Origin of the sequence: Mucilaginibacter inviolabilis, from assembly GCF_011089895.1 — a bacterium.
Lineage (GTDB): Bacteria > Bacteroidota > Bacteroidia > Sphingobacteriales > Sphingobacteriaceae > Mucilaginibacter > Mucilaginibacter inviolabilis.
The window spans coordinates 466,109-491,767 of record NZ_JAANAT010000002.1; the positions used below are offsets into that span (position 1 = coordinate 466,109).

The 25,659-nt window shown below is 40.1% G+C and carries 25 protein-coding genes; 12 read left to right on the forward strand and 13 right to left on the reverse strand.

Annotation, left to right across the window (positions count from 1 at the left end):
• Positions 1-93: 93 nt before the first annotated feature.
• From G7092_RS18225 to G7092_RS18245, 5 genes are all read left to right on the forward strand, one after another.
• Entirely contained in the window at positions 94-990 is an 897-nt protein-coding gene (locus G7092_RS18225; RefSeq protein ID WP_166091288.1) for a hypothetical protein, read from the forward strand.
• Positions 991-1,195: 205 nt separating this feature from the next.
• The gene (locus G7092_RS18230; RefSeq protein ID WP_166091289.1) at positions 1,196-1,474 is read left to right on the forward strand and encodes a hypothetical protein; all 279 of its coding nucleotides are present in this window, start codon (positions 1,196-1,198) and stop codon (positions 1,472-1,474) included.
• A 97-nt stretch (positions 1,475-1,571) separates the two neighbouring features.
• Complete coding sequence (locus G7092_RS18235) at positions 1,572-1,988, forward strand: DUF983 domain-containing protein (protein WP_235953891.1); 417 nt, start codon at positions 1,572-1,574, stop codon at positions 1,986-1,988.
• Positions 1,966-2,631 (forward strand): DUF2461 domain-containing protein, encoded by a 666-nt coding sequence (locus G7092_RS18240; RefSeq protein ID WP_166091290.1) that lies wholly within the window; start codon positions 1,966-1,968, stop codon positions 2,629-2,631. Before G7092_RS18235 ends, G7092_RS18240 begins: the two co-directional genes overlap by 23 nt.
• A gap of 123 nt (positions 2,632-2,754) precedes the next feature.
• A complete protein-coding gene (locus G7092_RS18245; protein WP_166091291.1) occupies positions 2,755-3,564 on the forward strand; it encodes an OmpA/MotB family protein in 810 nt (269 codons plus the stop codon).
• A gap of 494 nt (positions 3,565-4,058) precedes the next feature.
• Here G7092_RS18245 and G7092_RS18250 read toward each other — a convergent pair whose 3' ends face one another.
• Entirely contained in the window at positions 4,059-4,361 is a 303-nt protein-coding gene (locus G7092_RS18250) for a DUF4286 family protein (RefSeq protein ID WP_166091292.1), read from the reverse strand.
• Positions 4,362-4,714: 353 nt separating this feature from the next.
• Positions 4,715-6,520: a tetratricopeptide repeat protein gene (locus G7092_RS18255; RefSeq protein ID WP_166091293.1), complete on the reverse strand. Its 1,806-nt coding sequence runs from the start codon at positions 6,518-6,520 to the stop codon at positions 4,715-4,717.
• A gap of 270 nt (positions 6,521-6,790) precedes the next feature.
• On the opposite strand from G7092_RS18255, the gene G7092_RS18260 reads away from it, so the two are divergent.
• From G7092_RS18260 to G7092_RS18270, 3 genes are read left to right on the forward strand one after another with little or no spacing between them, the layout of a single operon-like run.
• Positions 6,791-8,575, forward strand: coding sequence for an alpha/beta hydrolase family protein (locus tag G7092_RS18260; protein WP_166091294.1), 1,785 nt, complete (start codon positions 6,791-6,793; stop codon positions 8,573-8,575).
• Positions 8,576-8,583: 8 nt separating this feature from the next.
• The gene (locus G7092_RS18265) at positions 8,584-10,227 is read left to right on the forward strand and encodes a sensor histidine kinase (protein ID WP_166091295.1); all 1,644 of its coding nucleotides are present in this window, start codon (positions 8,584-8,586) and stop codon (positions 10,225-10,227) included.
• A gap of 3 nt (positions 10,228-10,230) precedes the next feature.
• A complete protein-coding gene (locus tag G7092_RS18270) occupies positions 10,231-10,923 on the forward strand; it encodes a response regulator transcription factor (RefSeq protein WP_166091296.1) in 693 nt (230 codons plus the stop codon).
• A 123-nt stretch (positions 10,924-11,046) separates the two neighbouring features.
• Here G7092_RS18270 and G7092_RS18275 read toward each other — a convergent pair whose 3' ends face one another.
• The 7 genes from G7092_RS18275 to G7092_RS18305 all read right to left on the reverse strand — a co-directional run bounded on the left by G7092_RS18275 (position 11,047) and on the right by G7092_RS18305 (position 18,303).
• Complete coding sequence (locus G7092_RS18275; RefSeq protein WP_166091297.1) at positions 11,047-11,679, reverse strand: class I SAM-dependent methyltransferase; 633 nt, start codon at positions 11,677-11,679, stop codon at positions 11,047-11,049.
• Between the two features lie 3 nt (positions 11,680-11,682).
• The gene (locus tag G7092_RS18280) at positions 11,683-12,567 is read right to left on the reverse strand and encodes a UbiA family prenyltransferase (RefSeq protein ID WP_166091298.1); all 885 of its coding nucleotides are present in this window, start codon (positions 12,565-12,567) and stop codon (positions 11,683-11,685) included.
• Positions 12,568-12,599: 32 nt separating this feature from the next.
• Positions 12,600-13,877 (reverse strand): metallophosphoesterase, encoded by a 1,278-nt coding sequence (locus tag G7092_RS18285; RefSeq protein WP_166091299.1) that lies wholly within the window; start codon positions 13,875-13,877, stop codon positions 12,600-12,602.
• A gap of 117 nt (positions 13,878-13,994) precedes the next feature.
• Positions 13,995-15,503 (reverse strand): sigma 54-interacting transcriptional regulator, encoded by a 1,509-nt coding sequence (locus G7092_RS18290; RefSeq protein ID WP_166091300.1) that lies wholly within the window; start codon positions 15,501-15,503, stop codon positions 13,995-13,997.
• A 12-nt stretch (positions 15,504-15,515) separates the two neighbouring features.
• Positions 15,516-15,893, reverse strand: a complete 378-nt coding sequence (locus G7092_RS18295) for a VOC family protein (RefSeq protein ID WP_166091301.1) — start codon at positions 15,891-15,893, stop codon at positions 15,516-15,518.
• Positions 15,894-15,985: 92 nt separating this feature from the next.
• The gene (locus G7092_RS18300) at positions 15,986-17,083 is read right to left on the reverse strand and encodes a vWA domain-containing protein (protein ID WP_166091302.1); all 1,098 of its coding nucleotides are present in this window, start codon (positions 17,081-17,083) and stop codon (positions 15,986-15,988) included.
• A 341-nt stretch (positions 17,084-17,424) separates the two neighbouring features.
• Positions 17,425-18,303, reverse strand: a complete 879-nt coding sequence (locus G7092_RS18305) for a carbohydrate kinase family protein (protein ID WP_166091304.1) — start codon at positions 18,301-18,303, stop codon at positions 17,425-17,427.
• A gap of 189 nt (positions 18,304-18,492) precedes the next feature.
• Between G7092_RS18305 and G7092_RS18310 the strand changes: the two genes are divergently transcribed.
• Positions 18,493-18,912 (forward strand): YybH family protein, encoded by a 420-nt coding sequence (locus G7092_RS18310; RefSeq protein ID WP_166091305.1) that lies wholly within the window; start codon positions 18,493-18,495, stop codon positions 18,910-18,912.
• 120 nt (positions 18,913-19,032) lie between these two features.
• Here the strand turns inward: G7092_RS18310 and G7092_RS18315 are convergent, their stop codons facing one another.
• From G7092_RS18315 to hemW, 4 genes are all read right to left on the reverse strand, one after another.
• Complete coding sequence (locus G7092_RS18315) at positions 19,033-19,914, reverse strand: cupin-like domain-containing protein (protein ID WP_166091306.1); 882 nt, start codon at positions 19,912-19,914, stop codon at positions 19,033-19,035.
• Positions 19,915-20,036: 122 nt separating this feature from the next.
• Entirely contained in the window at positions 20,037-20,915 is an 879-nt protein-coding gene (locus G7092_RS18320; RefSeq protein WP_166091307.1) for a cupin-like domain-containing protein, read from the reverse strand.
• A 152-nt stretch (positions 20,916-21,067) separates the two neighbouring features.
• Positions 21,068-21,616 (reverse strand): fasciclin domain-containing protein, encoded by a 549-nt coding sequence (locus G7092_RS18325; RefSeq protein WP_166091308.1) that lies wholly within the window; start codon positions 21,614-21,616, stop codon positions 21,068-21,070.
• Positions 21,617-21,826: 210 nt separating this feature from the next.
• Positions 21,827-22,948: a radical SAM family heme chaperone HemW gene (hemW, locus tag G7092_RS18330; protein WP_166091691.1), complete on the reverse strand. Its 1,122-nt coding sequence runs from the start codon at positions 22,946-22,948 to the stop codon at positions 21,827-21,829.
• Positions 22,949-23,147: 199 nt separating this feature from the next.
• Here hemW and G7092_RS18335 point away from each other — a divergent pair, with 199 nt between their 5' ends.
• The 3 genes from G7092_RS18335 (at position 23,148) to G7092_RS18345 (ending at position 25,657) form a co-directional block, all read left to right on the forward strand.
• Positions 23,148-24,224 carry a site-specific integrase gene (locus G7092_RS18335; RefSeq protein ID WP_166091309.1) on the forward strand — a complete coding sequence of 359 codons (1,077 nt, stop codon included), beginning with the start codon at positions 23,148-23,150 and terminating at the stop codon, positions 24,222-24,224.
• Between the two features lie 2 nt (positions 24,225-24,226).
• Complete coding sequence (locus tag G7092_RS18340) at positions 24,227-25,180, forward strand: hypothetical protein (RefSeq protein ID WP_166091311.1); 954 nt, start codon at positions 24,227-24,229, stop codon at positions 25,178-25,180.
• Between the two features lie 129 nt (positions 25,181-25,309).
• Positions 25,310-25,657: a helix-turn-helix transcriptional regulator gene (locus G7092_RS18345; protein WP_166091312.1), complete on the forward strand. Its 348-nt coding sequence runs from the start codon at positions 25,310-25,312 to the stop codon at positions 25,655-25,657.
• Positions 25,658-25,659 lie beyond the last annotated feature (2 nt).

Here is a 25,659-nt window from a genome sequence, read left to right on the forward strand (position 1 = left end):
GTACTAAGTAACGAGTATTAAGTATTATTACAGGATAAAGGTTTACATACTTTGTATATCTTTAGCCAATTAATTACCTGTAAAATACTTATCATGAAAAAAATTCTATTCCTGCTGTTAATAGGTGTGCCATTTTTGGCGAAAGCACAGTATGCAACTTCAATAACCACATCCAATGTTGCCAACTATACTTACGTAGGTACATTAAATCCAAGTGGCCAGGGAAGCCCTCAAAAATTGATAGTAACCGTGTTTGGTGGTGCATGGTATGCTACAGCCTTAGGTGAAACTACTTTTTATATTGGCAATTATGGTGATTTAACAGTTAATCGTGTTACCATGGGCTCATCAGATGGTGGCACCGTTACCTTACAGGCATACACGAATACCAATAATACTATTGATTTCTATGTGTATTCAAATAATTGGGTTGCTTACGCAGTAAAATCTATTACACTGAGGGGAAATACTCCCGTAAATCAATACATAACTAATACCAACTCAAGTACTGTTCCTACGGGTACTCAGCTGGCATTGAATATAAACCCGGTTATGATTACTGATGGAAGCGGTAATATCGGGCTTAATACAGCCTCTCCTGATCCTGGCTATAAATTATCTGTAAACGGTAAAGTGCGTACGAAAGAAGTAAGGGTAGAAGCAAACTGGGCCGACTATGTGTTTGATAACAGTTACCCATTGTTGCCATTGGAAAAAGTGGAACATTACATTAAAGACAATCATCACTTGCCTGATGTACCATCGGCAGCTGAAGTAAGCAAGAACGGCATTAACTTAGGGGAAACTGACGCGCTGCTGCTTAAAAAGATAGAAGAACTGACACTTTATTTGATTGAGAAGAATAAAGAAAACAAAAAACAGCAAAATTTAATTGATCTCCAGACAGAAGCACTCCAAATTCAAAGTGAAAAGCTGAAACAGTTAGAAGATAGATTAAAGCATTTAGAGAACAATAATAAAACTAACTAAGAGCCGAACAATACGCTCTACTGAAACTTCTATAGATTATCATAGGATTGCATGGTTTCAGCCTTCGGCTGACTGTAAGCCGAAGGCTGAAACCATATATGCCACGGGCTGAGAATCTGTAGCAGCAGCGTATCTGGAGTAAAAAGTCCTGATACTTCATACTAACTACTTGATACGGCATTATTAATTAGCTAAATTTGCCATCATGAAAACAGGTTTTAAAATTATATTATTTGTATTTGCCCTGGGCCTTATGGTTTGCAGCAGGCAACCTGTAAAAGCGCAATGCGCCCAATGTGCAGCCACGGTTGAAACCAATGCCAAAAGTGGTGGTAACGCTGCCAAAGGTTTAAATAATGGTATTTTATTTTTATTAGGTGCACCTTACCTGGCCGCCGGTGTTGTTGGCTTTATCTGGTACAAAAAATATCGCCGTAAAAACGTCGACCTCAACATACGTAAGGAAAAACTGCACCTGAATTAATTTTGAGTCATTAGGTCATTGAAGGTCATTAAGTCATTGGTTGAATTTTAAATCACGACATACTGATCAACTAATGACACAGTGATTCAATGATCCAATGACCAACATCATGCCGTCAACTCCCAGATCATGGGCTATGCTTCATTGCAAGTGCCCGCGTTGCCGCAGAGGGAATATGTTTCAGGGAGGTGCTTATAGCTTTTCTAATAAAATAAACCTCAATTGCCCGCATTGTAATTTACATTTTGAAATTGAGCCGGGATATTTTTATGCCGCCATGTATGTAAGCTATGCTTTAAACGTAGGCGAAGCATTAGGCCTGGCCTGGCTTACCTTTCTCATCACCCATAATGCTGATTCGCCCTGGTTGTATCTAAGTGTCATAATTTTGGGCTGTTTTGCATTAGCACCTATAAATTTCAGATATTCGCGGGTACTATTGTTATATTGGTTATCACCCAAGATACATTACCAGCCATATTTAGATACTGATGATAAACCAGGAAAGTCTTGAATTTTTAAGGGATCTCGCAGCAAACAATAACCGGGAGTGGTTTTCAGAGAACAAAGGGCGTTATGAAAAAGCCCGCGAAAATGTAATTGAGTTCACCGTGGAGCTACTCAGCGAAATGCACCAGGTAGACCCGGCGATTGACGAAACACTCGACCCCAAAAAATGCGTGATGCGTATTTACCGCGACATCCGTTTCCGGAAAGATAAAACACCATATAAAATAAACTTTGGCATTAGCCTGCCCACACAAGGCACAAAGCTTGGTGGAGCTGAGTATTATTTGCAGATACAGCCTGGTGGTAACTCTTTTATTGCCGGCGGATATTGGATGCCCGAAGCCGCTCATCTCAAAGCCATACGCCAGGAAATTGATTATAACGCACATGATCTGAAACAGATTATTGATGCGCCGGAGTTTGTAAAGCTATTTGGCGATTTCAGGGCGCAGGAGCAATTAAAAACCGCTCCGCAGGGTTACACGCCAGATAATGAAAATATCGACCTGCTGAAGCTAAAAAGTTTTATAGCCTGGCATAAGATAAGTGATAAAGATATCGTTAAGAAGAACGCAACGGCGCAAATTGCACAGGATTGCAAGCTCATTTACCCGCTCAACGTTTTTTTAAGGAATGCGATGGCGTAGTTGGTTCATTAGTTCATTGGCTCATTAGTATCTAATTACAAACTATGCAAGATTATATAGTTAAAACCAATGAACCAGTGAACAAATGAACTAATGAACAATTGAACTAATAAACGAAATATAATGAAGATCACCTACTACCTGTTGGCCCTGGCCTTGAGTCTTACTTTTTATTCTTCCTGTAAGATCATGTCGCCGAAGGCTTACAAAGCTTTGATTGCCGAGCGCGATTCCTTAACTACCCGTACCGAAACATTGGAAACCCAGGTTTTTCAGCTTAAGGCGGACACCATGCGCCTGCATCGCGAACTAGCCAACCTGAGCAATAACAACAGTGCCCTGAACAGTAATCTGAGCACCAGCTCATCAAAACTAAAACGTTTGGCAGCCGATCTGGAAAAACGCGAGGCTCGTTTGAAAGAGGTAGAAGATATTTTGCGTAAACGCGATGAAGCCGCCAACGCCCTCAAAAATAAATTGCAACAGGCCTTATTGGGCTTTCAGCAAAGTGGTTTAACGGTTGATATCCGTAACGGTAAAGTATATGTATCATTGGCCGATAAGCTGCTGTTTCCATCAGGAAGTATTGTTATTGACGATAAAGGTAAAGCTGCCCTGAAACAACTGGCCGTAGTGCTGAACAAAGAACCGGATATTAATATGGCCATTGAAGGTCATACTGATGACAAAAAGGTAATTAACCTGGGCCAGATCAAAGATAACTGGGACCTGAGCGTACTGCGTGCTACCTCGGTAACCCGCTATCTGACCGAGGTTGAAAAGGTTGACCCGCACCGGTTAACGGCTACAGGCAAAAGCGAGTTTCAGCCCATCGACACAGCTCCAACCAACGAGGCCCGAGCCAAAAACCGCCGTATCGAAATTGTGCTCACCCCACGATTGGATGAGCTGTATAATTTGATCACGAAGTAGAGCCCCCTAACTCCCTGAAGGGGGAACAGGAGTTTGACGGATAGAAAAATCAGACTTACGAAGTTTTTAAAACTTCGTAAGTCTTTATAATAAGTCTTGAAATATGGCGGCCTGTCATCCTGAGCTTGTCGAAGGACGTGCGCAGAGGCCTACCCACCATGCTTCGACGGGGCTCAGCATGACACCCTTTTTAAAAGGCGTATAGTTTGTAACTGCCACAAAAACGCCGTATATTTATAAAGCACAACAGCCCGGATCTCTAAACCAGAGTGCCGGGCTGTTTTGTTAAGAGGAAAAATAGTCAAAAAAACGACTTTTTTTATGTAGTTATTTGACAGTCAATAAATTAATACTTTTTAAAGTTTCAAAAGCCGCTTAAAACAGGGTTTAAATTTGTTAAAAAGTGTTAAAATGAGGTTTTTTCCAATAGTTTTTGAGCTATTTTGCCTCATTTTTGGCCCGAAAAGTGTTAAAATTTGAGGTTTAAAAAGTTTTTACTCTACCTCTTTCATCAGGGTATTGAACATCACAAACTTCTCATCAAACTTTTGCTGATGAATAGCCTGGAACTTGTGGAGGTGGTTCATGTAAAATTCCTGAAACCGTTCAATGCTATCGGCATTGTACTGGATGCAATAGGTAACCCCTTCATTCGGTGAGTCAATAACCGTTAATATCTTGTACGACTGGAAACAGCCGGTAGCCATTATAGCAGGTATGTGAACAGTCTTGATCCAGTTAAGCCACTCATCGTGAATGCTTTCTTCAATTATTATGGTGTCGTTGTATACAATCATGGTGCTGCAAAAGTAATTATTTGGTTCATTAATTCACTTGTTCATTAGTTGAATGCATCCGTCCGATGAACTATTTAATGCGAGTCAGGGATAAGCAGTTCAGGCTCCCTGAATACTTTGCTTAAAGCTGATCAATGTAAACCCCATTATTTATGGGTTTACACTGTAAACCGTTTTTTTTGATGTAAAATAAGTTAGTTAATTGATTATCAATAACATATAATAATGTAAACCGTAAAAAGTGTAAACCCATGTAAACCCACTTTTAACAAAAACGGACATTGGGATCAGGTTTGCATTTCTTATCCCGAACTCACGTTATTTACTAATAAACCAATGAACAAGTGAACCACTCAGGAATCCGCCTTATCGCCCCTTAACAGCCTGAAGCGTTTACGGGCTTCGTTGATCCAGAGGCTTCCGGGATAGTCTTTGACAATCTTTTCATACCAGATTTTGGCGCTGGCTTTGTCATCGAGGCGATTTTCATAAATATCGCCCAGCATAAAAACAGCGTCATCGGCCCACAAGTCATTCGGGTGTTCGTCGACTATTTTTTTCAAGAGGGGTACAGCGCCGGCATAGTTCTTCTGCTGTATCAGTATCCTTGATTTCGACATCAGTATATCGTCGCTCAGGCTATTGTTTGGAAATTTTTTGTCGATGCTATCCAGGGTCATTACAGCTTTGTCGGGCTGTTCAGCAAATATCAGCAGATCGGCCCGGGCATATATTTTTAGGGCATTGCCTACGCTATCGGCAACCGTATTATCATTAATCAGCAATTGTAAATTCAGGGCGTCATTGGCAATCAGTTGTGATGTGGCAGCTTTGAGTATGTTAAGCTGCCCTTTGGCCCAGGTAAAATCGCCCGTATAGTAAGCCAGTTTGGCGTTTCTGAATTTGGCATCCTGGTTAATATCGGTATTGGGAAAATCCTTTTCTACCTGGCTATATAACAGAGTGGCTTCCCAGGGTTGTTTATTGATGAGGTATATATCGCCCAGGTCAAGTTTGCAGGCGGCCAGTTGCTCGGGCCTGATATTGGGAATGGTTACCGCATCCTCGAGCAGTTTTTGAGCTTCGGTTAATTTATGCAGTTTAAAGGCTTGCAGGTTAGCCAGTTTCTGCATGGCAAAAACGGTACTATTATTCCGCCCAAATTCGGTAAGCAGGTCGTTATAATCCTGCTCCAAACCGGTCAGATCAGCTGGCAGGTATTTGCCCGAGGTTACTTTTAAATTTTTAGTGTTGATGAGTTCAATTTTAGCCGGGATATACATAGGCGATGTTTTACCTTTACCAATAATATACTCGTATCCGCGGATTGCGGCGTCATAAGCTTCATTGGAATTGAGGGTGCGGCAAAGTTCAAAAATATTGGAGCCATCATCATTTTGTCTGCGGCTTAGGGCCAGGGCCTGGTTCAGGGCCAGGTCAAACTCCTTTTGCTGCATAAATTGCCAGCTAAGCAGCTCGGCATATATCGTTTGCTGCGGATCCTTCTGTATGCGTCGCAGCAAGTTCGATTTCAGCATATTATAATCGGGCTCACCTTCATAAATGGTGGAGAAGGCATTTTCGGCCTGGGAAATAAAGTTGGGATTTGCCGGTAAAAAGTTTAAGTATTCTTCGGTAAGATTTACCTTATCCCGTTTAAAGCGATACAGATTGATGAGCTCGTAGGTAAACGCCTCGTTATTATTGAGCGTTTTGCGGCCCTGCTGAAATATTTTTATGGCATAATCCAAATTAGCGCTCTGGTAAAATTGCCCGGCCAGCATGGCTATTTCATTCCTGTCGGCAGGCAGGTTTTTGATTAAATTGTCGTAAATGGCATCGGCCTTGCTGAGGTCACCCTGTTGGGTGTATACGGTGCCCAGCGTTATCTGGTACTGATTTTCGTTTGGATGTTTACGGACCAGTTTTTTGACTACGTTTTCTGCTTCATCAAATTTTTTAAGACTAAGCAGGGTGTTCACATAGTAGGAGTAGAAGCCTTCGTTGTCCTGTTTGTATAGTTTCTGATATATATCCAGGGCTTTTTGAGGCTCTCCATTAGTGGCATATTGCTTGGCTAACTGCAGATCATTATCCTGTGCAAAAAGCCTGGCAGACATTACCAAAACAATAATAGCAGTATATATTAAAGTCCTCATCTGCTCAAAAATAGTCAATTAATAATTACCACGTTTCGGCATGATTATTTTAATATCATATAACGTTGTACTACGTGGGTAAAATTGTAGTGACATTTTGATAACATTAAGTTATTTAGCTAATTTGACCAGAATAATAAAATTGGGGTGATTACCATGTTGGGCCGATTAAGACATCTATTGTTAATTGTTTTTATAATAACCTTATATTCCTGTAAGAATAAAGTAAGGCAAATTCCTATTGCCGATTTTTTTAGAGCTCCTGAAAAGATGTTTTATAAACTATCACCCGATGGTAAGTATGTATCTTATCTGAAGTCGTACAGGGAGAAGAGAAACCTTTTTATACAGTCACTTAGTGATGGTAAGGAGCAGATGGTGACCTCTTTTGATCATTTTTCCGTGCGTCCGGATTATTTCTGGACATACAACGATCAATTGGTTTTTAGTCACGAAGGGAGGGATTTTGACAGCTATAAGATGTATGCGATTGACGTAGACTCTTTAAAATTACGCACTGTGCTGAGTTTGAATAAGGTAAAGGTTGCCATGCTTAACCGTAGTAAGAACGAGCCAGACGTGATCACTATTAAAATGAATCAACGCGATCCTGCGAATTTTGATATCTATCGCCTTAACATAAAAACGGGTGAATTGAAACCTTATCTGATTAATCCGGGTAATATAACGGAGTGGTTTCCTGATGACGATGGCAAAATACGCCTGGTTCGATCATCTGATGGGGTAAATGAAACTATTTCATACCGACCGGATGATGATGCCCCATTTAAGCCTATTATTGAAAATAACTTTAAAAACTCGGTAAAACCAATTGCTTTTACGGGGGTGAAAAACTATTTCTATGCACTGTCAAATGTTAATCGCGATAAAACTGCTCTGGTTGAGATCAATGCAGAAGACGGTAAAGAGCAAAAAGCTATTTTTAGCTGTAATAAGGCCGATATATTGAATGTGGAGTATTCCAGGAACAAACATCAGGCTGAATTTGCTTCATGGGAGGATTCGATACCGCATAAGCACTTTCTGATACCTGCTGTTGAGCAAATATATAACAACCTGCTTCAGCGACCAGAGCTGGCGGGGAATGAGATAAAGGTGATAGATAGAGATAGTGCCGAAAACAAGTTTATCCTGAATACTTATACAGACCGTAATCCGGGTTCCTTTTATCTGTATGAAAAAGACGCAGATAAACTGACTAAACTAGGCGATGTTAACCCCAGTTTAACACCCGATAAGCTTTGCGAGATGCAGGCTATCTCCTACAAAGCACGCGATGGTTTGTTGCTAAATGGATATTTAACGTTACCACAGGGTAGTAAACATACTAATTTACCAATGGTGGTTATACCGCATGATGAGCTCTGGCGTAACCGGGATTCCTGGGGTTATGATGAACGTGTACAGTTTTTAGCCAACCGGGGATACGCGGTATTCCAGGTGAACTACCGTGGTTCAACCGGATATGGTAAAGCTTTCAGGAGTGCCGGATTTAAGCAGGTTGGTGGTAAAATACAGGATGATATAACTGATGGGGTACATTGGCTTATAGCGAAAAAGATAGCTAATCCCAAAAAAATAGCCATCTTTGGTAATGGCTTTGGTGGTTTTTCGGCATTGTATGGCATATCATTCCATCCCGAGCTTTATAATTGTGCCATAGTACAAAACGGGCTCATTAACTTTTTTACTTTTATTAAGGATGCGCCACCATTTTTAAAGCCTTATTTAAAAATGATATACGAAATGGTTGGTAATCCCGAAACAGATGCCGATCAGCTTAGGGCTATTTCGCCGGTGTTTCATACAGATAAGATAAAAGCTCCTTTAATTATTTTTCAGGGAGCTAAAGACCAACGAGCCAATATCAGCGAGCTTAACCAGTTTGTACGCGAACTACGTAAGCGGAATGTTGATGTAAAATACTTTTTAAAACCCAATGAACGGGCCTTTTTTAGAAATGAGCGTAACCGTATGGAAATGTACGCTGAAATAGAAAAATTCCTGGATTACAACATGCGGGTTAAACCATAATACCCCTTATGCCTGTACATAGAAATGCTTACCGCAAAAGTTTTTTGCTGATCATCATATTTTTGGTGCTTATATCGGTAACTTTTGTAGTGGCACTTTTTGTATCGTATAATCTTACAGCAAAATATGTAGAGAATGAGTTTGGTTCCAAAAAAATTGATGTATTGGAACAAACCATAAAACCATATAATGATTTTTTTCAGAATAAAATACCTGAAATCACCTCATACCAGGGCTTTTTAGATTCTGCTTCGGCAGCTAAATATGCAGCATCAGTTTTTCATGATTATGCCTTTGTAAGAAGTATCGTTTTTTATGATGTATTGATTGGGAGTAAAGCCCCCATCACTATCCGCAGAAACAACCTGGATATATCCGTCAGGTCGATTTATCAATATTGGTATAAAAAGGGAAAGGTGATTGGAGCTAAAAGGATCAGCCCCTCTGATGAATCGGATTTTAAAGAAATGGCGGTTAAACTCAACAATTATATCGCTTTTTCAGATACAAGTCGTGTATCCAGCCAGGATGAGTTATTTAAAACATTTTGGGATGTAAAGCCCAATAAAATCAGTTATACCAATATACTGCGGCGCGAGGATATCAAAATATACCGCGACCTGCAACAACGTAATTCGGTTTCAGCGTCGTACAAACAAAACATGATGACTTTTCATCTCGATCCGTATCGGTTAAAGATAAAAAATACACATCATGAGTTGTATCAGAATGTATCTATACAGCCTGTTGTTTATGATCCTGTTGATAGCGATGGTGACAAACTGATAACCGAAGTTTCGTTCCCCGGGTCGTTTTCTGATTATAAGTTATATTTTAGTTCAGAGCATGGTTACCTGGCCAACGAAATCAACAAGCGTTTTATGCCTATTGGAGCGGTGGTTTTATTAATATCACTTTTTTTGGTACTTATCGGCTGGCTCATTTACCGCAACCTAAATGTCAATATCAAGCTGTTTAAGCTGCAGTATGATTTTATCAATAATTTTACCCATGAGTTTAAAACACCTGTTAGCGTTATAAAAATTGCGGGGTCAAACTTGCGTGGTGATGGCGAGCTTACCGAAAGGCAACGTAAGCATTATGGCAAAATACTGGATGAAGAGGCCGATAAGCTCAATGATTTGATGAATAAATTATTGTCATTTACTCAGCTTGAAAATAAATCCATCACCCTTAAAAAAGAAGAAATAGTAGTGGCGGATTTTGTAAGCCGGTATACCGAAACGTTTAAAATAAAGTACCCGGATTTTAAATTAAATGCCCAAATAAGCGGTGTTCAGACCTTTTATAGTGATCCTGTTTTGTTGGGCAGTGTATTTCAGAATCTGATCGAAAACGCTTATAAGTACTCCCATCCGCAAAAAAAAGAATTGAATATAAATATTACGCATAAAAAGGGTGATATTGTATTTTCATTTGTTGACAAGGGAATAGGTATACCTAAAGAAGAGGTAAACAATATATTTAAGAAATTTTACAGGATAGAAAATCAGTATAACCAAAATGGGAGCGTGGGCCTGGGTTTGGCATTTTGTAAAGAACTGGTTAATTTTATGGATGGAGACATAGTTGTTCACAGTAAAGTTAATGAGGGCTCGGAATTTATAGTTACGCTTCCATACGAAAATTAAAATATGAATAAAGAAATTAAAATTGCGCTGGTTGAAGATGATGAAAACCTGCGTTTCCTGGTAGCTGAGCGGTTACAATCTGAAGGATACAAAGTATTGGAGGCCGATAATGGCGACGATGCCGAAAAAATAATACTGGATGAACAACCTGATATTGTTTTGCTCGACTGGATGCTGCCCGGAAAACCCGGATCGCAGGTATGCGACAGTATCAGGGAAAAAGGGTACGATAAATTGATCATTATGATGACAGCCAAGGCTCAGGATGTTGACAAGATAGAAGCTTACAACTTTGGTGTATCTGATTATATTACCAAGCCATTTAACATGGATGTGCTGGTGGCGATGATTGACAGTAAAATCAAGTTTTCTCTGAACAACGAAAAAACGGAATCGTATCGTTTCGCCAATATGGAGCACCTGCCCAACACCCATTTATTGATCAGGGATAACCGCAAAATTGAGCTGACTATTTTAGAAAACCGGATATTGCTTTATTTTCTGAAAAATAAGAACAAAGTGATCAATCGGGAAGAGCTGATGATGGAAGTTTGGGGTTACAATGCCGATGTAAATACGCGCACCCTGGATATGCACATTGTACGTCTGCGTAAAAAGATAGAGACTAATGCCGATTCGCCGCAATACCTGCAAACGGTAAGGGGAATAGGGTATAAGTTTGTATATAATCAGTAGGCATCTAATCCCCTGAAGGGGACCTTATGTGCTAATAAGTGGGTTTACATAATTTATGGTTGATTATTATGTAAGTAGCTTAATATGAGTAAATTGAGTTGATTTTGTTGCCGTTTAATGGGTTTACATGTAAACCATAGCATTCCGGTATATATTGGCCACAATAAAATCGCTATAAAAAGTCCTTTCATCTACCACAGTATAGCTATTCGAGATAAAACATGTTTTTATTTCGGGTAGTTTACCTGCCTCAATACCACAAATCAACCTGAAAAAAACGAACATACTTTTCAGTAAGAACTGTTGCCACCATTTGCCGGTAAGTTGAAAATCGGCATTGAGCCACAGGGCTCCCGGTTTTAGTGTGGTATGTATATGAGTAAATACCGTCTTTAATGTTTGTTCTGTGAAATTATCAAACAGAAAAGGGGTTATCACGGCGTCAAAACCGGGCGTTAAGTTTACCTGTTCAATTACGTTTTGAATATAAACGATCTCATTACCTCCGATGTCTCTTTTTTTCGATAAGTTCATCATTGCTGCGGCAACTTCCACATAGGTAATTAGCAAACCGGATGGATGTATTTTTGTAAGCTCTTCCAATATCCAACCGGTACCGCCACCAACAATAAGCACCCGGGAGCCCGGCTTAATAAAGCTGAGCAGATATAACTGGGCATTTACCAACGCATGACCATAAATCAAACGGGAAAGGCGGTCATAAAACCAGGCTGAATTATTAAAGTTAGCCGCCATAACTTAATGGCCAAAAAGAAAGCGGAATGCCATCAATACTACATATTGTAGTATGAGCACACCATCCATAAAAAAGAAATAGTAATACTCATCTTTTTCCCATGCCGATTTAAATATGAGCCAGCCTGTTAAAATTACGGTAACGGTTAAGGCCCAAAAATCGGTACTGAAACCATTAGCCCTGAACAGAAACAACAAAATGACATAGCCTGCCAACAAAACCTGGCAAAACAGGTAAGCGTTTTTTTCGCCCCAGGCAACCGGGATGGTTTTTAAACCTTGTTTGCGATCTTCAAACAAATCGCGGATGTCAAAAGGAATAGTAAGGGCACCGATAAATAAAAAGCGTTTAGCTATCAGTATGGTAGTATCGCGCATAGATATGTCATTGTTATGCAGGTGGAGTACCTCCAGTACGGGAAACAAAACACAACTCAGTGTCCATACCAGTGTGATCAGAAATGGTTTTAGGCCGGGTATATTACGAAGCCCAAACTTATGATCACCAACAGTAAATAGTGGCAAGCCATAGGTAAATGATAAGCAGCCCAAAAAAATGAGCAATATTTTCGACTCGGTAGTAATCAAAAAGAACAAAGGCACGAGCGATAATAAGGACACGATGGTAAAAGTTACCATAAGCCTGTAATGTGCAAAAAACCAACGTACCCGTTTATATGGTGATGACTCGGGTTGTTTGGGGCGCGCAATGAGTATACAAAAATTGTAAATGCCCAGGGTTGATGTAAATAATAACGCTAAGACAGGAAACATAGGTTTTGCACCAATCAGCTGGAAGGTAAGCAAAGCCTGGGCAACAGCACAAAGCGACATGAAAATATTACTGAACAGCAGGAAATCAAAAACAGGTTGAAATATTTTTTTCATTTGTTATGAATGTCCGCCTGCATTTTAATTGGTTAAGATCGGTATCCCGAAGGGTCCTGGCCGGCTTTTAATGTAAATATCGTAATCTCCGGTAATATTCCAACTCTGCCCGCTAAACCAACAAAACCATATCCCACGTTCACATATAATTGCTGTTTACCTTCCTGATAATGACCTGCCCACTCTTTATAAACGTATTCGATAGGGCTCCATTGAAAATGCTCTGTACGAACACCAAACTGCATACCATGTGTATGACCCGAAAACATGGCGTCTATCTGTGGATATTGGGGTAATACTTCGCCACGCCAATGTGACGGATCGTGAGATAACAATAGTTTTACCGGAAGATCATCCGTGTTTTTGGTTGTAAGATCCATGCGGCCATACTTGGGGAACATACTCAACTCACCCCAATTTTCAACACCCAGTATACCTATCTCTTCGCCATTAACTTTTAAACGCCGGTGTTCGTTAAGCAAAAGGTTCCAGCCCATGTTTTTATGGGTAGCTATCAGATCCTGATGATCCTTCTTTTTATCGGCTATGGATGGCCAGGTGCCATAATCGCCATAATCATGATTGCCCAGTGAGCTATAAACCCCAAGCGGGGCCTTTACTTTAGAGAAGATGTCCTGATAATCGCTCATTTCGGAGGATTGTCCATTCACCAGATCGCCAGTGAAGAAAATGAAATCAGGTTTTTCTTTTAGCAACATTTCTACGCCGCCAAGTACTGCTTTTTTGTTGTAAAAGCTGCCCGAATGTATATCTGATATTTGTCCCAGCTTAATGCCATCAAAGGCTTTGGGCAAATTGGGCAGATACATGGTTTGATATTTTACATGATAATCATACAAACCTTTAGGCATGCTGATTTTGATGGCTGCCAGCGGTATGGCACCCGCAAGTAAACCAGCTTTCATTAAAAACTCAGAGCGGGGTATGGCATGCTCCTGCGGAGGAATGCTGATATCTTCGGACTTTCTTTTTAGCCGGTTACGTCGTAATACCAGCATTCGCCTCAGATCATCAATCATGAGAAAAGGTAGAAATGATATCTTACCTAAAAAAATCAGGAAAAAAGCCAGGAGAAAAGCAGCCCGCGGACCTACGCCTAAGTTTACATAAACAGCCAGCAGTAGCCCGGTTATCAATAGAATAGAAATAAACCAATAAAAAAAAGTAAAGTCGCCCGAGTGGGGCAACTTCCATTTTTTAAACGCGCCGCGTATGCCGTGTAATACATACAGGTCAATCAGCAGCAGTATAGTAACAATTAGTGTTATGTTGAGTGCCTGTTCCCTCATTTTATTTTTAGTATCAAGTAGCTAGTATCAAGTATCAAGATTTTTGATTGGTTTATGAAAAACTGTAGCTGTCGTGATACTTGATACTAGCTACTTGATACCTAACTTTTGTTCAAATTAATAACGATCATCATCTAAATCAAGATCGTCTTCGTCATCAGGCTGCAAATTAAACAAACTATTGAACATATCTGAGAATGCAAAGCCATTATCTAAGAAACCCTTGTTGAGTTGTGAAAACTCCGACAGGCCATGCAATACAAATTCCATCAACAATAGCTGTTGATTTTCGGTTAAACGTGGATGCGTTTTTTTAACCAGGTCTTTTAATCCGGCTACTTCATTAAGTGCTTTTTTATAATCCTGTAATGACAGGTCATCAACTAATGCCAGGTTATTGCCCTCACCAAACCAATTAATGATGCTGGCATATGGGTTTACACCTTTGGCCTTTTTAGCTTTTTCTGGATCTGGGAAAAATTGCAGTAAAGACGCTTTAATGGCTTTCCCTATCAGGATATTGGCCACCTTGCCCGGACCTTCCAGTTCACCTTCATATACCAGCTCAATCTTACCAGTTATGGCTGGGATAACCCCCAAAAAGTCGGTAATGCGTACAAAAGTGCTGATTTCGTTATTGATGATCATGCGACGCTCGGCATTGCTGATCAGGTTTTCAAATGCCGAGATGGTTAAACGTGCCGATACGCCCGATTTTTTATCGATATATTCAGAATTACGGGCTTCAAAAGCAATCTGCTCTACCAGGTTTTTTACCAGGCTGTCGGCCTCAATATTGGCGCGTTGCTCTTCGGTAAGAGAGGCTTCTTGCTGGGTAATCTTGCGTGAAATTTCAACCGTGCGGGGATAATGAGTTAATATCTGGCTTTCGATACGGTCTTTTAAAGGCGTAACTATAGAACCGCGGTTGGTATAATCTTCCGGATTAGCGGTAAATACAAACTGGATATCCAGCGGTAAGCGTAGTTTAAAACCACGTATCTGTATGTCCCTTTCTTGTAATATATTAAATAGTGACACTTGTATACGTGCCTGCAGATCGGGAAGCTCGTTAATCACAAAGATACCGCGGTGTGCCCGTGGAATTAAGCCAAAGTGGATAACGCGTTCGTCTGAATAGGTTAATTTTAAAGTGGCTGCCTTGATAGGATCAACATCACCAATCAGATCGGCAACGGTAACATCGGGGGTAGCCAGTTTTTCGGTATAACGTTCTGAGCGATGGATCCAGCCTATAGGGGTTGCATCGCCTAATTGGGTTACTGCATTATGTCCATACCATGATATGGGGTTATACGGATCGTCAAACAGGTCTGAGCCTTCAATATAAGGTATATATTCATCCAAGAGATTCACCAGCAGGCGTGCGATACGCGTTTTAGCCTGACCGCGTAAACCCAGCAATAATATATTGTGTCTTGACAGGATAGCGGTTTGCAAATCAGGTATAACAGTATCTTCAAAACCAACGATACCTTCAAAACCGCCTTCGCGTTTTTTTAATTGGGTAATCAGGTTGGCACGTAATTCATCTTTTACCGATCGGCTTTTATAATCAGTTTTTTTTAACTCACCGAGTGTTTTTATATCGAGTAGTTTGTTCATCTAAATGCTTTGTTATAGGTAATTACTAACCTCGATCAGGTTTTGATCGGGGTCGCGGAAATAGATCGATCGTATTTTGCCGGTGGCGCCGGTACGTTCAAATACTCCCTGTGTTTGTATGTTCTTATTTTCGAGTTCTGCTTTAAGCTGGTCAATAGCGTCTGTTGCGATAAAACAAATGTCAATGGCTCCGGGAGTGGGATGATCGGCTTTTGGTTCAAACTCCTTTCCCTTTTGATGCAGGTTGAGTTTTTGATTGCCAAACTTCAGGGCTTTTCTACCCTCCCCAAACGTTTCAACCTCCATACCCAATACATTTCTATAAAATGTACAGGTTGCCTCTATATCTATTACGGTTAAAACCAGGTGATCTATACGGTCGATTTTCATTTGTCCGAATCAGAATTTACAAAATTTTAGAATGAATAGAATTTAATTAGATTCAGAAAATTTATTAATTCTGAAAATTCTGATTCAGACATTTACCTTACCGTTTTTCTTCTGTTTTTAATATAGTCTTCAAAAATATATTCGCCCAGGCCTGTTAATGAACTGTAAAAAGCTTTTCCGCCGTTGGTTTCCGTAAACTTACGAACAAACTGCTGTAAATACGGGTCCTTAGCTATCATAAAAGTGGTAATGGGTATTTTTAAGCGTTTACATTGGGCTGCCATGTTCAGTGTTTTATTCACCACTTTTCTATCCAGGCCGATGCTGTTTTTATAATACCGGGTGCCTTCTTTTAAACAAGTAGGTTTACCATCGGTGATCATAAAGATCTGTTTATTGTGCGTTTTACGCCTACGGAGCAGATCGGTAGCCAGTTCCAATCCTGCATAGGTATTGGTATGATATGGGCCAACCTGTAAATAGGGCAGGTCCTGCAAAGTTATGGGCCAGGCATCATTACCAAATACAACAATATCCAGGGTGTCTTTTGGGTATTTGGTGCGGATCAGTTCGGCCAAAGCCATGGCTACTTTTTTGGCAGGAGTTATCCTGTCTTCGCCGTATAAGATCATGGAATGTGAGATATCGATCATCAATACGGTGGAAGTAAGAGTTTTGTAATCCATTTCTTCTACTTCCAGGTCGCGCTCGGTCATCATAAAATCGCCAATGCCATGGTTAACCTGTGCATTATGGATAGATTGGGTCATGTCTATCTGATCCAGACTATCGCCAAATTCAAACTCACGGCGTTCTGCATTTTTTTCATCACCCTGACCCGATTGTGGGCTGCGGTGATTGCCTTTGCCTGATTTTTTGAGTTTACCAAATATCTCTTCCAGCGCCGATTGCCTGATGCTTTGCTCTGTTTTGGCGGTGATATTAAAGCCACCATTTTGACGGTCCTCGTCCAGATAGCCTTTTTGTTTCAGTTCGTCAATAAAATCACCCATGCCATAATCGTCATTGGTGAGGTTGTATTGTTTATCGAGTTCGTTAAGCCAGGCCAAAGCTTCGCCTGCATCGCCCGAAGTATAGTTGAGCAATTCCAGGAATAATTTTAATAATTCGTCAAATCCGCCTTTGGGGATTTGGTTTGGCTTAAATTTGGAAAATCCAAAACCGCGCATATCGTGTCCTTTCTTACATAAAGAAACGGATAATTATTCTTAAAAGTTTGGTTTGTCTTATACTTAAGCAAATTGTTAGGTAAGTATGACAAAAGAAAGATGTACGGATGTGCGGATTTCAGATGTGCGGATGGAAAAGAAAAAAATGCGTTATTGAGGGGGACGAAATAATCCCTTTATACAGGGCGGCTTTTTGTCTGAAACTGGATTCTTAGGATTAACTAAACCTCAACTTGTCATTCTGAGCATAGCGAAGAATCTGTTTACCGATATACAGAGTTAAGAATAAATCCTTCGCTATGCTCAGAATAACAAGTTTTGAATTTTGAATTTTTACTTGTTTACAAATACGCCAGGCTATTTAATAGTTCTGGTGGATAAACCGGATTGGCACCACGCTGGCTGGCCACAAAGGCACCTACAGAGCATGCTTTATCAACAATAGTTTGCATGGGGTGTTTGGCCAGTATACCGGCAACAAAAGTGGCCAGGAACGCATCGCCGGCACCTACCGAATCACTTACTTTTACGGGGCAGCCGGGGCTTTCATAAAATTCATGATCATGCCATACAATAGCACCACGTTCGCCGCGGGTTACACAAATAGTTTGGTTGTGATATTTGGAGCGAAACTCAATGATCTGATCACGTAATGAATCGCTGCTGCCACCTATCAGAAGAGTTGCTTCTTCTTCATTCATTTTTACGATGTGCGCACGGGCGGCAAGTGTTTCGATGGTGGACAGTGCATAATGAGGCGGTCTGAGGTTTACATCAAAAATTTTTAGCGCCGGTGTTTCGTCGAGCAGGTTAAGCAGGGTTTCGCGGGTGGCGGTTTCGCGGCAGGAAAGGCTGCCATACACAATAGCTGATGCCTTTTTGCCGGCTGTGGTCAGTTCAGCCGTGGTTTGGATATTATCCCAGGATACGGGTTCGGGTATAATATAGGTAGCCTGGTTGTTTTCGTCTAGCTGAACGGTTACTTCGCAGGTAGGTAATTCGTCATCGCGTTGAATAAGAGGGGAGTTGAGACCGCTTTTTTGCAAAAAATTTATCAAACCGTCGCCGCTGTTATCCATACCTACAGAACTTGCAAATGCAACATTAACTCCTTGCTGCACTAAGTGCCTTGCTACATTCATAGGAGCACCACCAGCTTTTTTACCATCGCCAAAAGCGTCCCACAAAACTTCGCCGAAGCTTAATACCTGTTTGTTCATAAAGTTGATGTAAAGTTTGGTGTAGTATATTTCAAATATAGCAGGATTTATTGATTTGAGGGATTAAACAGATTATCTGAAACGTGATTTACCCAATTTAAAGATTCATAGGATTTTATCGTGGTAATCCTTTAATCCTACTAATCAAAGTTCAGACAAAAAATCAGGCGAAACCCTTATCTTTAATTTATGAAAAAATACCTTATATCTTGTTTTCTAATCCTAATTTCTTACTTCTCTCATGCGCAAGACAGGCAGGCCATACTCAAAGTAATGCACGATCAGGAACTGGCCTGGAACCGGGGAGATATTGATGGCTTTATGCAGGGCTACTGGAAATCAGACTCGTTGCTGTTTGTTGGTCAAAAGGGGCCGGTTTATGGCTGGAAAAGCACTATTGATCGTTATAAAAATACCTATCCTGATAAGGCAACCATGGGACAGCTTACTTTTACTATACTACAAGTAAAAGTGCTGGATGCTACCAATGCTTTTTTATTTGGCGGCTGGAAACTGAAGCGTGATAAAGATGAGCCGGGCGGTTATTATACTTTGTGGTTTAAGAAAATAAAAGGCGAATGGAAGATCGTGTGCGATCATACATCATAGAGATATGAGCCATTAGATAGGAGATTTGAGACAAAAGGTCGTAAAACAAAAATAGCGATGAGTAAAATCATCGCTACTGCATATTTTAAAACGTATAACGTAATACGTTCGTCGTAAAACTTAAAAAGGTTTCCCGGCTGCCAGTTCACGGTTGGCCCATTTTACGGCCAGCTCTTCGCGGAATTTGGCATATTTTTCTTTAAACGTCATTTTCAATACACTGTCAACCCCACCTTTGATGGCCAGGTTATACAGGCTGGCGGCTTTGCGGCTGATGGAAGCATCCCAGGCACGGAGGCTCAGGGAATACGATCCGTCGATATATTTCATCCAATGCCAATAACCGGTAGGCATAAACAGGGTATCGCCATGCTCCAGGAACACTTCAATACCCTCGACACCATCCAGTGCCGGGAATTTTTTGATATCGGGGTTTTGCACATCATAATCCTCCAAAGCATAGGTTGCGTTTGGTATACAATATAGGCGGCGCTTCCATTTATTTTCGAATAAGATCACGTGTTTGCGGCCACCAAAATGGGTATGGAAAATATGTGGCAGATCGATATCGTAATGTAAAAAGGTAACCGAATTAGAGCCGCCAAAAAACATGGCAGGCATACTTTCTAAAAAGCCACCCATTAAATCTTTTGGCAATACAATATCATCCAAAAGTTGCGGAGCCTGTTTGAAAATGTTGAAGAAAAATATCCTCAACTCAGTAGGCTGGCTACGGATCATATCAATATATTCATCAAAAGGCATTTCGGTTGCCGATGAGTTGATGGGTTTTGAAGGATCGGCTTTTGAGTTATCGTATAGCGGCACCACCTTTTTGCCTACTACCTGTTTTAAATATTCTGGTGTCCATTTTTCACGGGCTGGCCAGCTTTTGGTAAGCCCTTTGATAACCAGCGGGCGGCGGGGATCTAAATAGTTCTTCTTAAAATCTTCAGGAGAAATATTTTCAACAGTATCAATCGGGTGGAGGATAAAACTCATATTGTAATAACTCTTCGGCTGTTTTATTTAAACTAATTTAACTTAAATACCGAAAAGCAAACAAAATAACGAAATAAAACCCCAAAAGGTATAAGCTTTTATGTTAAATAATGTAATTAACGTTAGGGTTTGCCAGCTATTAACGCATTTTGCGCGCGTTTAATGGCCAGTTTTTCCTTCCAATCCATATAGTCTTTCTTAAACCGGGCTTTCATCATGTTATCAAACTTACGTTGTATGGTTAAATTATACAGGCTTTTAGCTTTTATAGCCCATGATTTATCCCAGGCACGCAAGGAGATAGAGAATGATCCATCCAGGTATTTCATCCAGTGCCAGTAACCTGTAGGCATAAATAAAGTATCGCCATGCTCCAAAACGGCTACCTGGCCTTCAATGCCATCTAATGCCGGAAATCTTTCAAAATCAGGATTTTCTATATCGTAATCCTCCAACGCATAAGTAGCAAAGGGGATACAATACAGGCGTTCGCTCCATTTGTAATCAAACAAGATCACTTTTTTACGTCCGTTAAAATGGGTGTGGAAGATATGGGCAAGATCAATATCGTAATGCAAAAACGTAACAGAGCCTGCACCCCCGAAAAACATATTAGGATATTTATCCAGGAAACCACCCATCAGATCGGTTGGTGAACGGTAATCATCCAGCAATTTTGGCGCATGTTTTATAGGGTCGAATAAAAATATACGGAGGTCGGTAGGTTGTTTTTGTATGAGGTCGATATAATCGGCAAATTTCATTTCACTTGCTGATGCATTGATGGCTTTTGACGGATCGGCCTTGGAGCTATCATATAGTGGCACGGTTTGGTCGCCAACAGTTTCCTTTAAATAATCAAAGGTCCATTTTTGCAAGGCGGGCCAGCTTTGTGTTGCTTTACGAATAATAAGCGGTTTACGCGGATTTAAATAATTGTTAACAAAATCTGCTTTGCTTATATTATCAACGGTATCTATGGGTGTTAGATGTAAACTCATATTCACAATTAATTAACACGCAAAAATAATTAATTGAAAAAAAGTGCCAATTGTTTAATGGTTTTTTTGAGATTTTTCTGACAAAAAGAAAGCCTGGCAAATGCCGGGCTTTCTTTTTTATAAGTAACTGTAAACTTTTTATAGTTAACAGGTTAGTTTGGCATTAGTACAGCGTTAACTACATGTATTACGCCATTGCTTTGATTAACATCGGCAATGGTGATCCATGATTTGCCACCTTTTTCGTCAACCAGGTATAGTTTTTTACCTTGTGCCATAACTGTTAAGGTGCCACCGCTCACGGTGCTCAGTTCGGCTTTGCCATTTCCATCTTTTACTTTTGACCAAAGATCGGCTGCGCTTAATTTACCGGCAACTACGTGATAGGTTAAAATTTTGGTTAAAGCGGCTTTATTTGCGGGTTTAACCAGGTTATCAACAGTGCCTGCAGGCAATTTGTCAAATGCTTCGTTAGTGGGTGCAAATACGGTAAAAGGTCCTGCCGATGATAATGTAGGTACTAAACCAGCGGCTTTAACAGCAGCCACAAGGGTTGTATGGTCTTTTGAATTTACCGCATTTTCAACGATATTTTTTGTTGGATACATGGCCGCGCCACCTACCATTTTAGTTTGTGCATTGGCATTAGGCGATATTGCAAAAGCTGCTAATGCTAATACTGCTATGATTAGTTTTTTCATGATGTGATTAGTTTATAAATTGTTTTTAATGACACCCAAAGGTGCTGGTTTGTTTTGTTTTTCAATGTAACAAAGCTATCACGAGCTCTTGATAGTTTTATTAAATTTATAATAGACGCTATTTGTAAGAAGATACGGGGAGCGTAACATAACGGTTTTTATTAATACACTTAATTCTTACAACTTGCCGCTTTAAGCGCTATTAATCAATCAAAAAAACAGGCCGGCTGCAATATTATCGGCATAAAGCTTACCCGTGTTGGTAAGATACAAAATGTTATCCTGTTGCTTTATCCAGTCGCTATCAAAATACTGCCGGGCAGCAATTAGCAATGGAGTGGCAGATGCTTTGGCTATGGTATTCAATTTATCCAGATCAAGACCCCACATGGTGCGAATGGAGGTCATGATATACTCATTCAGGCGGTTCTCCTCGGTGAGGGTTTCGGTTTCTGCGGGTAGTTTGCCGGTTTCAATACTTTGTATGTATTTAGCATTATTGGCTATGTTCCATTGCCGGGCTTCGTTGTTATACGAATGAGCCGACGGACCTATACCCAGGTATTTTACTCCCTGCCAGTAATTGGAGTTATGTTTGGAATAATGCCCTGGTTTGCAAAAGTTTGATATTTCATAATGCTCAAAGCCATGATCGGTCATAGCATCCATCAATACGGTAAATTGTGCGGCGCTTTGCTGATCATTCATGGGCTGCTGCTTTTTTTTATTGATGAAAGCAGCCAGGGCAGTTTGTGGTTCAACCGTCATGGAGTAGGAAGATATATGAGGGATAGAGAGCTCAAATATCTTATCCAGGTTTTGTTTCCACTTGGTATCTGTTAATAATGGGTAACCGTAGATCAGGTCGGCAGTAATATTTTCGAAACCAGCATCCTGAATCCTTTTTACCGAAGCTTCGGCATGCCGGCTGCGATGGGCCCGATTCATCCATAGCAGATCCTCATCAAAGAATGACTGAATACCAATGCTAAAGCGGTTTACATCGGTTTGGCGGAGTGCTTTTACTTTGGCATCATCTAAGTCGTCTGGATTGGCCTCCAGGGTTATTTCGGCATTGGACGATACCGTGTGCAGCTCTGTAATGGTATTAATCAGCATATTGATATCATCGGCTTCCAATAACGAGGGAGTACCGCCACCAAAATAAATGGTTTCTATAGTTTCATTATCCAGGTAGCTTTTTTGCAGTTTGATTTCCTTTACCAAGGCATATAGCAACTCCTCTTTGTATTTAAGCGAAGTGCTGAAATGGAAATCGCAGTAGTGACATGCCTGTTTGCAAAAAGGAATATGTATGTAGATACCCGCCATGCTTTTAAGAGTATATAATCCCATAAAGAATGGGATAGGTTAATGATGTTAATGTATTGATTGTCAATGTTAAAAATGTTTTAATAGCTTTCTTAATCTTTTGTTTTTTATTCTATTTTATGTTACTTTTGTTACTCAGGTGTTACTATTCAGATTTGACGAGTAACAAAAGTAACAAATAAACAGTAATTAATAAGTCATGGTAACTATTAGATACAAAAAGCTAAGCACAGGCAAATTTAGTGCTTATTTGGATGTCTATTCCAATACTGGTGAGGGTAAAGGTAAACGCAATTACGAGTTTCTTAAGATTTATGTAGATAAAGACTATTCTGATGCAGCAAGCCGTGTTAGCGAGCCTGATAAAGAAAAACTGAAGATTATTAAAGCACTTCGTAATAAAAGAGAGGACGAACTGAATTTCTCGGAGCATGGCTATAAGCAACCTGCCAAGATCAATTATTATCTTCAGGACTATCTTGATCAATGCCTTGCAAAGAAATTTAATTATAAACTGGAATGCCTGATCATTCATCTTGGAAAGTATTGCCCCAAACGAACCATATTATTCCAGGAAGTAGATGAAGAATTTTTAGATAAGTTTCAGAGTTACCTGCTTAATCAGGTTAGCCGAAATACAACTAATGCCTACATGTCCGTATTCAGGCAGCATTTCAATAAACTGGTAATTAAAGGGATTATTCAAACTTCTCCTTTTGGTAGTTTTAAGATTATCGAGGAGGAAGACTCGGAGCGCACCACGCTCACTATTGAAGAAGTAAGAACCTTAGCTAATTACGTTCCCAAAAGAGGAAACAGCCAGATCAGGGAAGCTTTTATATTTTCTTGTTTTACTGGTTTGCGGTTTTCGGATATTAAGAAATTGCATTACGATGAAATTGTTAACGAACAGCTGATTTTTCGACCGGCAAAAACGACAAAGAAAATTGTTACTGTACCATTGGCCGATGAAGCAAAAATAATTATTGCAAAAGTGGTCAAGCATCCTATAAATAAGAAAGTGTTTTGGGATTTGCCAACAAGTCAGGTGGTAAATGTTTACTTAAAATTTTGGGCATTGGAAGCCGGTCTGAAAAAAAACCTCCATTTCCATGCTGCCCGGCACACTTTTGCAACCATTGGCCTGACTTTTGGAATCGATATATATACCATGAAAGAACTGCTGGGACACAGTAAAATTGAAATGACCCAAATCTATGCTAAAATCGTTGACGAAAAGAAACGAAACGAAATGTTGAAATTTCCTAAACTTTGAATATGAAAAAGGTTTTTTTTGAAATCGGTTTAGTAATAGCGTTTACCCTGGTCTACCTTTTGGTTCCGGGAATACGCTTGCCGCTGATTATTACCTTTGGCGTATTAGGCATTTGGCTATTACCCGTCCAATTATTTTTATCGGTAAGTTTTAAAAACTGGCAGGATGAACTTAGTGGCCGTTTTCATCATTTGCCGACACAGGAGCGTTTATTGCAGGTTAAGGGTACTTTTGAGGGTCTTGACCCGATAGAGGTTAACAAGCTTCGCTTGTTTTATATCAATATAAGTATTTTTCACTACCTGCTGATGATTTTCTATGGCCTGTCATTTTTGTTGATCGGCCTTTTGTTTTTGGGTTTCGGTGTCTATTCTAAAGGTACGTATTTTGTTGCTATAAGTCTTTTGGGATTTATTATTACCTGTTTTATCGGCTACGTCTTGATTGGTCAGATTTTTCCCGACGGAAACAAGAAAAATATCAATGCTGTTTTCTATCTGTTTTGGAGCAAGGACTGGCAAAAACAACTTTCTGCACTTGCTCAGATAGACAAGGAGGATTTTCAGTTATTGCGTAAACCGCAGTCATTCTATGATTTTTGGCGGCAAGGTAAAACAGTAGAAGAAAAGGAAATGGCATTTAAAAAATTAATAGAAGACCTAAACAGGCATAGTAAAAGCGGGCCACTTTTTAAATATAATGAGCAGGGAAAAATAGCGCTTACCGAAATTATACGTAATGGTGCGCCCGACAAAACGCTGGCAGGTTTCCTTAAATACTGCATTAAAGACCGGAAAATACTTTCGGAGGATATTTTGAAAAAAAGTCATAGGGGATTATTGCATTCCGTTTTTATGATCGGTCAAAACAAAGGACTTGTCGTATTAGAGAACGAAAGATTTAAAACCTTACCCGATGATTATGTCGAGGTATATAAATCAATCCTTAAAGAATAAACGTTTTGGATAGAACTCCATAATGTACCCAAGCATGACATAAAGTACGTTCGTACGATACCGCCCAATCGGTCGTATAGGTCTATTTTGTTCTATTTTTTTGCTTCCGTTAACCAAAACGGAGGTCGAATGAATATCAATGAAAACACCAGGGTAATAGATCTTAAAGTATCAGATCTGTTGACCATTTTAAAAGAATCCGCAACAGCTTTGCCCGCACCAATACTGGTGCCAAGCGACGAAGATGAAATAGGAGGCTATGAGGTAGCAGAGAAAACTACGGGTTACGCACGCCAAACCCTTTACCAGTTAAAATCTGCAGGAAAGATTCCCTGCATTGTCCTTCCTAACGGTGGTGTCAGGTTCTCTAAAAAGGAGATCGTTAGCTGGCTGATGTCCCATAAAAGGCTAACCGACAAAGACATAGCCGAGAAAGCAGAAAATTTTGTTTTTAAACGCCGTTTGCGCAGAAAATAAGG

Bases quoted from the DNA above. Each gene is read 5' to 3' on its own strand.
- G7092_RS18255 (WP_166091293.1), bottom strand. From the start codon at position 6,520: ATGAGGACTTTAATATATACTGCTATTATTGTTTTGGTAATGTCTGCC.
- G7092_RS18225 (WP_166091288.1), top strand. From the start codon at position 94: ATGAAAAAAATTCTATTCCTGCTGTTAATAGGTGTGCCATTTTTGGCG.
- G7092_RS18265 (WP_166091295.1), top strand. From the start codon at position 8,584: ATGCCTGTACATAGAAATGCTTACCGCAAAAGTTTTTTGCTGATCATC.
- G7092_RS18290 (WP_166091300.1), bottom strand. From the start codon at position 15,503: ATGAACAAACTACTCGATATAAAAACACTCGGTGAGTTAAAAAAAACT.
- G7092_RS18280 (WP_166091298.1), bottom strand. From the start codon at position 12,567: ATGAAAAAAATATTTCAACCTGTTTTTGATTTCCTGCTGTTCAGTAAT.
- G7092_RS18300 (WP_166091302.1), bottom strand. From the start codon at position 17,083: ATGCGCGGTTTTGGATTTTCCAAATTTAAGCCAAACCAAATCCCCAAA.
- G7092_RS18340 (WP_166091311.1), top strand. From the start codon at position 24,227: ATGAAAAAGGTTTTTTTTGAAATCGGTTTAGTAATAGCGTTTACCCTG.
- G7092_RS18315 (WP_166091306.1), bottom strand. From the start codon at position 19,914: ATGAGTTTTATCCTCCACCCGATTGATACTGTTGAAAATATTTCTCCT.
- G7092_RS18320 (WP_166091307.1), bottom strand. From the start codon at position 20,915: ATGAGTTTACATCTAACACCCATAGATACCGTTGATAATATAAGCAAA.
- G7092_RS18245 (WP_166091291.1), top strand. From the start codon at position 2,755: ATGAAGATCACCTACTACCTGTTGGCCCTGGCCTTGAGTCTTACTTTT.
- G7092_RS18345 (WP_166091312.1), top strand. From the start codon at position 25,310: ATGAATATCAATGAAAACACCAGGGTAATAGATCTTAAAGTATCAGAT.
- G7092_RS18230 (WP_166091289.1), top strand. From the start codon at position 1,196: ATGAAAACAGGTTTTAAAATTATATTATTTGTATTTGCCCTGGGCCTT.
- G7092_RS18250 (WP_166091292.1), bottom strand. From the start codon at position 4,361: ATGATTGTATACAACGACACCATAATAATTGAAGAAAGCATTCACGAT.
- G7092_RS18270 (WP_166091296.1), top strand. From the start codon at position 10,231: ATGAATAAAGAAATTAAAATTGCGCTGGTTGAAGATGATGAAAACCTG.
- G7092_RS18285 (WP_166091299.1), bottom strand. From the start codon at position 13,877: ATGAGGGAACAGGCACTCAACATAACACTAATTGTTACTATACTGCTG.
- G7092_RS18240 (WP_166091290.1), top strand. From the start codon at position 1,966: ATGATAAACCAGGAAAGTCTTGAATTTTTAAGGGATCTCGCAGCAAAC.
- G7092_RS18305 (WP_166091304.1), bottom strand. From the start codon at position 18,303: ATGAACAAACAGGTATTAAGCTTCGGCGAAGTTTTGTGGGACGCTTTT.
- G7092_RS18235 (WP_235953891.1), top strand. From the start codon at position 1,572: ATGACCAACATCATGCCGTCAACTCCCAGATCATGGGCTATGCTTCAT.
- G7092_RS18295 (WP_166091301.1), bottom strand. From the start codon at position 15,893: ATGAAAATCGACCGTATAGATCACCTGGTTTTAACCGTAATAGATATA.
- G7092_RS18325 (WP_166091308.1), bottom strand. From the start codon at position 21,616: ATGAAAAAACTAATCATAGCAGTATTAGCATTAGCAGCTTTTGCAATA.
- G7092_RS18310 (WP_166091305.1), top strand. From the start codon at position 18,493: ATGAAAAAATACCTTATATCTTGTTTTCTAATCCTAATTTCTTACTTC.
- G7092_RS18260 (WP_166091294.1), top strand. From the start codon at position 6,791: ATGTTTTATAAACTATCACCCGATGGTAAGTATGTATCTTATCTGAAG.
- hemW (WP_166091691.1), bottom strand. From the start codon at position 22,948: ATGGCGGGTATCTACATACATATTCCTTTTTGCAAACAGGCATGTCAC.
- G7092_RS18275 (WP_166091297.1), bottom strand. From the start codon at position 11,679: ATGGCGGCTAACTTTAATAATTCAGCCTGGTTTTATGACCGCCTTTCC.
- G7092_RS18335 (WP_166091309.1), top strand. From the start codon at position 23,148: ATGGTAACTATTAGATACAAAAAGCTAAGCACAGGCAAATTTAGTGCT.